The sequence below is a fragment of the Streptomyces sp. NPDC059866 genome, assembly GCF_042731325.1.
GTDB lineage: Bacteria > Actinomycetota > Actinomycetes > Streptomycetales > Streptomycetaceae > Streptomyces > Streptomyces flavusporus.
This window is the reverse complement of sequence record NZ_JBHWJT010000138.1, coordinates 1-1171: the sequence shown is the minus strand read 5'-3', so window position 1 is coordinate 1171 and position 1171 is coordinate 1. Positions and strand designations below refer to the sequence as shown.

Here is a 1171-nt window from a genome sequence, read left to right as displayed (position 1 = left end):
CCGTTCTTCTACCTGCTGGAGGCCCGCGGCCTGGACTGCTGGCTGGTCAACGCACGTGACGTGAAGAACGTTCCCGGGCGCCCGAAGACCGACAAACTGGACGCGGTCTGGCTGGCCAAGCTTGCCGAACGCGGCATGGTCCGCGCCTCGTTCGTCCCGCCGAAGCCGGTGAGGCAGCTGCGGGACTACACCCGCACCCGCACCGTGTTCGTCCAGGAACGCACCCGGCACAAGCACCGCGTGGACAAGGTTCTGCAGGACGCACAGATCAAACTGTCCGGCGTCGTCTCGGACCTGTTCGGCATGTCCGGGCGAGCCATGCTCGATGCCCTGGTCGCCGGGGAACGCAATCCGCGCACCCTGGCCGACCTCGCCAAAGGCAACTTGGTCAAGAAGAAGCCGGCCCTCATCGAACCCCTGACCGGGCAGTTCGAAGACCACCACGCCCGGTTGCTGAGGGTGCTGCTGGGCACCGTCGACCACCTCACCGCACAGATCGGCGAACTCGACCGGCTGATCGCCCGGACGCTGGAGGAGATCACCACTCCGCCAGACCGCTCGGGCACCGGGAGCGAGCCCGCCACGACAGTCAGTGCACGGGCTCTGGCCGAGAAGCTGGACGCCGTCCCAGGGATCGGACCGGCCACCGCGCAGATCATCCTCGCCGAGATCGGCGCGGACATGAGCCGGTTCCCCACGCCCGAACACCTCGTCTCCTGGGCGAAGTTGTGCCCCCGCACCATCCAGTCCGGCGTGAAGAACAGCACGGGTCCGGCCGGGCAGGGCAACCCCTGGCTCAAGGGCGCCCTCGGCGAGGCCGCGAACGCCGCCGCCCGCACCGACACCTTCCTCGGCGCCCGCTACCGCCGCATCGTCAAACGCCGCGGCCACGCCAAAGCCCTGGTCGCCGTCGCCCGCTCGATACTCGTCATCGCCTGGCACCTGATCAACGACCCAGACGCCTCCTACCAGGAGCTCGGCGCCGACTGGCACCGCCGCCACCTCGACCCCGCCCGCAAGACCCGCGATCTCGTCCGCCAGCTCCAGGCCCTCGGCCACCAAGTCGCCCTCACCCCGGCATCAGCCTGACCGGCCCGTCTCACCGTCATCCGGGCCGCACGCGGCCCGGATGCTGCCGCCTGCCCTCCCGAACATCGATTTTCCGATCAGC

The 1171-nt window shown here is 69.4% G+C and carries 1 protein-coding gene; it reads left to right on the top strand.

The features are described from left to right. Positions 1-1089 (top strand): IS110 family transposase (locus ACFV7R_RS47100; protein WP_385276993.1); only part of this gene is annotated, 1089 nt, incomplete at its 5' end. Between the last annotated feature and the right edge of the window lie 82 nt (positions 1090-1171).